The following is a 6,194-nucleotide window of genomic DNA, read 5'->3' as shown; positions in this document are numbered from 1 at the left end:
AGAGATCGTCCAGGACGGTCACCTGGTGACCCGCCTCCAGCAGGTGGGCGGCCACCACACTGCCGACATAGCCGGCGCCACCCGTGACCAGGTACCTGCTCATGACGAGACCTCCAGGGGGAAGGGTGGCACCCGGCCACCCTTGAGATAAACATAATCAAACAGAAAACATCACGATAAAACAAGGGTGGGTCGCATATTCGATCCATGAATCCAGAGGTCCGGTCGACCCCGGGCGCTCAGGGGTGGCCACCTCCGTACGACGGGCCGGCGGCTTCGGCATGCCGCGCGAAGTCGCCGGCTCCGAGGTCGCGGACTCCTCCGACCCTCACGGAGTTCCGCGCCCGCCCGTCACCGGAGCCCGGCCGCCGCCACGTTGCGACGGCCGAGCACAGAATGCCCCGGCCCGGGCGGAGCCATGAGGGGGCGCCGCCGGCTGGGGCAGTGCGGCGGCGCCACCGACACCCACCCCCGAGGGGCCGCGGCCCGAGAGGATGAGTGCACCACCATAGTTCAACATAATCTAACGTAAAGCAACATGTCGAGTGGGTGGGTTCTGTGGCCTGCCGTCAGGGTGGGGCCGGTCGAGCGGGCGGCGGCCCGCCCCGGGCCCGTCGTCGAGTGCCCTGTCCGGCCGCCGCACCGCACCCCGCTCCCGCGGGCGCACCGCTCTCGACCGCGAGTCGCATGCTCTGCTGGACTGGCCCGGTGCTCCGGGGCCGGTCACTCGCCGGGGAAGACGACCTCCAGGTCGCGGCGAACGTCGTCCAGGGCGTGCATGACGGCCAGTGACTCGGCGAGCGGCATCAGCTCGGACTCCAGCCGCCCGGCACTGATGCACCGGGCCGCTTCGGCGGCCTGGTAGCACAGGCCCCCGTCGCGCTGGGAGGGGACGAACGTGTCGAGCAGCCGGTTGTCCCGGCCGATGAGACGGACCCCGGCGGATCCGTAGAAGGGGCTGTCGATCTCCAGCCGGGCGTGCGTTCCCGAGATCGACGCCGTGGTCGGGGTACGGGCGAAGAGCGTCGTGTTCAACACGCCGTGTGCTCCGGACCCGGCGGTGACGACGATCGACGCCTGGCCGTCGACGCCGGTGAAGGTCTTCGTGCCCACCGCCGTGACCGAGGTGAGAGGCCCCAGCACCATCGAGGCGAAGGAGACCGGGTACACGCCGAGGTCGAGGAGCGCGCCGCCCGCCAGCTCGGGCGCGAAGAGGCGGTGCGACGGGTCGGGGTCCATCCGCTGCCCGTGGTCGGCCATGACGGTGTGCACCTCACCGAGCAGCCCCGACGCGAGTGCCTGGCGGACCACGTCGATGTGCGGCAGGAAGCGCGTCCACATCGCCTCCATGAGGAACACCCCGCGCTTGCGGGCCGCTTCGATCAACTGCTCGGCCTCGCGGGCGTTGCGCGTGAACGCCTTCTCCACGAGGACGTGCCTGCCCGCCTCGATCGCCTGCATGGCGTGCTCGAAATGGCCCGAGTGCGGCGATGCCACGTAGACGATGTCGACCTGGCTGTCCTGGACGAGACCGGCGTAACTCCCGTAGGCCGCAGGGATGCCGAACCGGTCGGCGAAGGCGCGGGCACGCTCGGCGTCGCGCGAGCCGACCGCCACGACCTTCTGCCGGGTGTACTTCTGCAGCGCCTCCGTGAAGTAGCCCGCGATCCCGCCCGGGGCTATCACTCCCCAGTTCAGCGCCGGTGCTTCGCGAGGAGAGGGGGTCCGGGGTGCGGGCAGCACGGGGCCTGCCGTCTCGTCTGCGGTGGCCGACCGGTCCTGCGTCATGGGGTTCCTCTCGGTTGACAGGCGAAGGCGATGCGCAAGGGACCCGCGACGGAGTCCGGACCGCCTCCCCCCGCGCAATCGACTGCCCCACGGTACGCGCCGGCTGCCTCCGGGATCGCCGAGGCCGGACCGGTACGAGGACCACCCGCCCCCGGTCCGTGCGAACCGGACGGCGTTGCTTGACAGCGCAGGTCACAGGTCTGAGACTCATCGCACCCGAAATCGCCCGGGCCGGGACGGCACGGCGGTCGCTCCACGTCCGTGCCGGCCGACCGGACACCCCGGGCCTCCGTCCGCCCGGCAGCCGCCGGACGGACGCGGTGCGAAGCGGCGGGGAACGGTCCCATGGCACCTGGGGTGATGAACCATGACGCGCAGCGAAGCACCCGACGGGGTGCCCGGGCCCAGGCCGGCCCGATCGTCCTCGGCCCGCTGGCCGGGTGCCGTGCGCCGCCCCGGCAACCCGGAGTTCGAACAGTCGGCGAAGGACTGGCTGCTCGACCTCGCCCCGGCGCGGTGGCGTCACGAGGAGGTGTTCCACCGGAACCCGCTGGAGCTGGCCTGCATGCTCCGCCTCTACCTGGACGCCGAGGTGCTCGCCATGCAGGCCGGTCTCAAGGCCCTGCGCACCGCCCTGGTCGGCGTGCCGCGCCGCAGGGACGACGCCGAGACGATCGAGGCGTACGTCCGCGAGCAGGCCTGGGCGAGGGCCGTCCGCGAGCAGGTCAGGCTGATCGAGGACGCCCTGCACGTGGCGTGCGGGAGCACGGCCCGCAAGCGCGTCGCCTGGCGCATCGTCGGCGGTTCGTGAGCTTCGCGGACCGCCGGCCGAGCCCCCGACGGGCGCGGCCGAACGGAACGCCCGGGTGCTCCCCGCGAGGCCCGGCCGGGCCCGGCCCGAGCAGCCTGGCAGCTGCTCCCGGACGGCGAGGGAGCCCGGATCGGGAACGTCGCCACCGGGCTCTGCCTGGGCAACGGCGGGCGGTCCTCCGACCAGGCGGCCGTGCTCGCGGAGGACTGTGCCGCGGCCTCGCCGGGCCAGTCCTGGCGGGTCGTCACGGACGGCCGGCCCCATGCGGTGATCAACCGGGGCAGCGGGCACTGGCTGGGCATCACGCGCTGGGCGGACCCCGGGGGAGCGGGGGAGACGCTCACCCAGAGCATGAACTACTACAACAGCCGCTGCTTCCGCCGGGTGGTGGCCGGCGGGGACCGGACCGTTCCCGGCTGAACCGCGACCGGCCCGTCTCGTTCTCTCCGGCGGTAGCCCCGGCCGACGGCCGGCGGCTCGGCCCTGTGGGTGGGGCGGGCGGTGCGGACCCCGAGGAGGGGCCGCACGTCCTGCGGCGGTGCCGTTCCTCACGAGGTCGGGCATGCCGGTCCGGATCCTCACCGGTGCGCGAGTGCAGTGCGCCGCCCTGCCTGCTCGCCGGGCCCGCTCGCTGCCCTGCCTGCCCGCCGCCCTGCCTGCTCGCCGAGCGGGATCGACGCGGGTGGATCGATCCGGGCAGAATCGCCGGAAGCGGAATCGACGGAAGCGAAGTCGACGCGCCGCACGCGCCGCAGGAGTTCACCACCGGGGGAACGGATGTCCCAGTACGTCATGATGTCGGCTGCGACGGCCATCGCGCGGCCACGGCTGTCGGCCTACCTGCGAGCGCCGGTCGCCCCCGCCTCCACCTGGGCGGAGGACGACTGGACCGGCCTCTGCGAGGCCTGGAACGACGGCGACGTGCGGCGCCGGTACCGCGCGGAGCTGGCCGGTGCCGTCCGGGAGTGCGACCGCTGGATCGACGGCGACTACGCGGGTCTGCTGCGCGGTCTCGACGGTGACGGCTGCCTGACGGTCGGGTTCGACGAGGACTCCGGCTCGCTCACGCTCGACTTCGAGGCCCGCGTCGACTTCCGTCTCCCCACGCTGGTCTGGGCGTTCACCGCCCTGCGCGGCATGACCGCCTTCATGGCCGGGGACGACGGCGGGCTCCTGACGGCCACCGTGGACTGGAGCGACGACCGGGTGCTCATGCACCTCGCGCCGAAGCGGTCGTCGTTCCTCGACGGGAGCCGGGACGCCGAGGCCCTGTCGAGGGCCAGGGACGCCGCGTTCGACGTGCGGTGCGCCGCCGAGGACGCGGAGGCCGGTTCGGCGACCGAGCTCATCGGCCGCCTGCTGGAGGACTGACGCCCCTCCGGACCGGTGCCCCCGCGCCCGGCCCGACGGGGTGCGCCGCCTTCCGCGGCGCGGGCAGCGGCTAGCGTGGTGCCCCGTGCCCACCGACCCGACGCCGCAGCCGGCCCTCACCCTGCCCCAGCTCCTGTGGGACGTCCCGTACGTCGGCGCCCGCCACCCCGGCTCACCCGCCGTCGCCGAGCGCCCCGGCCTCGCCGCCGGGGCGAACTGCCAGCTCTACGCCTACGCGGTGCTCGCCCACTTCGGCCGCGTCGTCCCGCCGTTGCGCTCCAGCGACCTGTGGGAGGACCGGGACGCCACCAGGCGGGTCAGCACCCCGCGCCCGCTGGACCTGCTCCTCTTCAACGCGACCGACGACGCCTACGGGGCGCACGTCGGCGTCTGCGCGGGCGGGGACACCGTCCTGCACCTGTGCGCGGAGGTGGGCCGCCCGGTGGTCTGGCGTCTGGCCGAGTTCGGCGCGCGTGAACGCTACCGGGTCCTGGTCGGCATCAAGCGGGTACGCGGGACGCATCTCGATGCCGGGCGCGGCTGAGGGGACCCCCGTCCGGTCCGGCCCGGTCCGGCGCGCCCGCGGCGTCCCCGCGGCACCAACCCCGCACCGGCGACCCGTCCCGGCTGTGCGCCGATCGGGTGAGATCCGGACCCGGTACGGGCGAACCTCGGGCCGGCTCCGCCGTGTCGGCCGACGGCCGTGCGGTGCGCGGGATCGGCTGGGACGATGGCCGACGAGACCTTGCCACTGAACCTGGGCGAACAGCTGCTGGAGGAGTTCCTCACTGCCAGACGCACGCTGGACCCCGCCGACGTGCCCACCATCGCCCAGCGGTACACCCAGGCCCTCGGCCTCGGATCCAGCACGGTCTACCTCGCCGACATCCAGCAGAACCAGCTGTTCCCGCTGGCCGGCGGCGCCAACCTGCCGATCGACGGGACCCTCGCCGGTTGGGCGTACCGCACCGGGGCACTGCGGGTCGGCGAGGACGGGGCCGACACACTGCTCGCCTGGCTGCCCCTGGTCGACGGTGCCGAGCGGCTCGGCGTGCTCGGTGTCCGGACCACCGGCCTCGACGCCGGTGGGCTGCGGCGGTGCAGGCTCCTCGCGGCGATGACGGCCATGGTGATCACCTCCAAACGGGACACCAGCGACAGCTACGCCCGCAGCACCCGGGCGGAGACCATGAGCCTGCCCGCCGAGATGCTCCGCGCGTTCCTCCCCGTCCGCACCGTCTCCAACAGCCAGGTCATCTCGACCGCCGTCCTGGAACCCGCCTACGACCTGGGCGGTGACGCCTTCGACCACTCGCTGGCCGAGGGCGTGCTGCACGCGGCGGTCCTGGACGCGATGGGGCACGACCTCGCGTCCGGCCTGACCGCCGCCGTGGCCCTCGCCGCGTGCCGCAACGCCCGCCGCAACGGCGCCGACCTGCCCGATCTCGTCGCCACCATCGACGACGCCATCCAGCGGTGGTTCCCCGACCGCTTCGTCACGGGCGTCTTCGCCAGGCTCGACCTCGCGACCGGCACCCTGCACTGGGCGAACTGCGGCCACCCGCCACCGTTGCTGATCCGCGGCCGGGAGGTGGTGGCCGATGCCCTGGCCCGCACCAGCGAGGCACCGTTGGGCCTGGCGGGTCTGTCCGGCGCGCCCCGTTCCGTCCACACCTTCTCGCTCCGACCGGGTGACCGGCTGCTCATCTACACCGACGGGGTCATCGAGGCCAAGGGCACGAACCACGAGATGTTCGGGCTCGATCGCTTCGCCGACTTCGTGATCCGGTCCACCGCCGCCGGTGAGGTCGCCCCGGAGGCGCTGCGCCGTCTCATCCACGCCCTGCTGGAGAACGACGACAGCACGCTGACCGACGATGCGACGATCATGATGATCGAGTGGCAGCCCGAGGCGCCGCCGGTCGGGACGCTTCCCCCGGCTCGCTGAAGCCTCACCGGCACGGCCCGGCCTCCGCCGGCATCGGTGACGTGTGGGACAGCCTCAAGCGTCGTCCCAGGTGGGGGAGTCGGCCAGGACCCACCGGGTGGAGTGACGGCGCACCCGCGTCGGTCCGTTCCGTCCCCGGCGCCGCCGTACCCGCTCCGGCCGTGACTCCCGCCGGGCGCCCGGCCGAGGGTCGGGTGGAGCGGGAGGATCTGGGTCTTAGACACAGCTGACGCTGCCGAGGGCCAGGCACGGGGAGAGCGCGGTGGGCGCCGTAGC

The 6,194-nt window shown here is 73.5% G+C and carries 7 protein-coding genes; 5 read left to right on the top strand and 2 right to left on the bottom strand.

What is annotated here, in order from left to right:
* Window positions 1-103 (bottom strand): NAD-dependent epimerase/dehydratase family protein (locus tag ACFWOG_RS38410; protein ID WP_380364172.1); only part of this gene is annotated, 103 nt, incomplete at its 3' end.
* A 620-nt stretch (window positions 104-723) separates the two neighbouring features.
* The gene (locus ACFWOG_RS38405; RefSeq protein WP_380364169.1) at window positions 724-1,788 is read right to left on the bottom strand and encodes a Gfo/Idh/MocA family protein; all 1,065 of its coding nucleotides are present in this window, start codon (window positions 1,786-1,788) and stop codon (window positions 724-726) included.
* 367 nt (window positions 1,789-2,155) lie between these two features.
* On the opposite strand from ACFWOG_RS38405, the gene ACFWOG_RS38400 reads away from it, so the two are divergent.
* The 5 genes from ACFWOG_RS38400 (at window position 2,156) to ACFWOG_RS38380 (ending at window position 5,918) form a co-directional block, all read left to right on the top strand.
* Window positions 2,156-2,599 carry a hypothetical protein gene (locus ACFWOG_RS38400; RefSeq protein ID WP_380364167.1) on the top strand — a complete coding sequence of 148 codons (444 nt, stop codon included), beginning with the start codon at window positions 2,156-2,158 and terminating at the stop codon, window positions 2,597-2,599.
* Window positions 2,600-2,701: 102 nt separating this feature from the next.
* The gene (locus tag ACFWOG_RS38395) at window positions 2,702-3,019 is read left to right on the top strand and encodes an RICIN domain-containing protein (protein ID WP_380364171.1); all 318 of its coding nucleotides are present in this window, start codon (window positions 2,702-2,704) and stop codon (window positions 3,017-3,019) included.
* A gap of 357 nt (window positions 3,020-3,376) precedes the next feature.
* The gene (locus ACFWOG_RS38390) at window positions 3,377-3,970 is read left to right on the top strand and encodes a hypothetical protein (RefSeq protein WP_380364165.1); all 594 of its coding nucleotides are present in this window, start codon (window positions 3,377-3,379) and stop codon (window positions 3,968-3,970) included.
* 85 nt (window positions 3,971-4,055) lie between these two features.
* Window positions 4,056-4,514, top strand: coding sequence for a hydrolase (locus tag ACFWOG_RS38385; RefSeq protein ID WP_380364164.1), 459 nt, complete (start codon window positions 4,056-4,058; stop codon window positions 4,512-4,514).
* 186 nt (window positions 4,515-4,700) lie between these two features.
* Window positions 4,701-5,918, top strand: coding sequence for a PP2C family protein-serine/threonine phosphatase (locus ACFWOG_RS38380; protein ID WP_380364163.1), 1,218 nt, complete (start codon window positions 4,701-4,703; stop codon window positions 5,916-5,918).
* Window positions 5,919-6,194: the final 276 nt, after the last annotated feature.

It is taken from the genome of Kitasatospora sp. NPDC058406 (assembly GCF_042722765.1).
Classification (GTDB): domain Bacteria; phylum Actinomycetota; class Actinomycetes; order Streptomycetales; family Streptomycetaceae; genus Kitasatospora.
The sequence above is the reverse complement of the archived record's forward strand: the minus strand, read 5'-3'. Positions and strand labels throughout refer to the sequence as shown.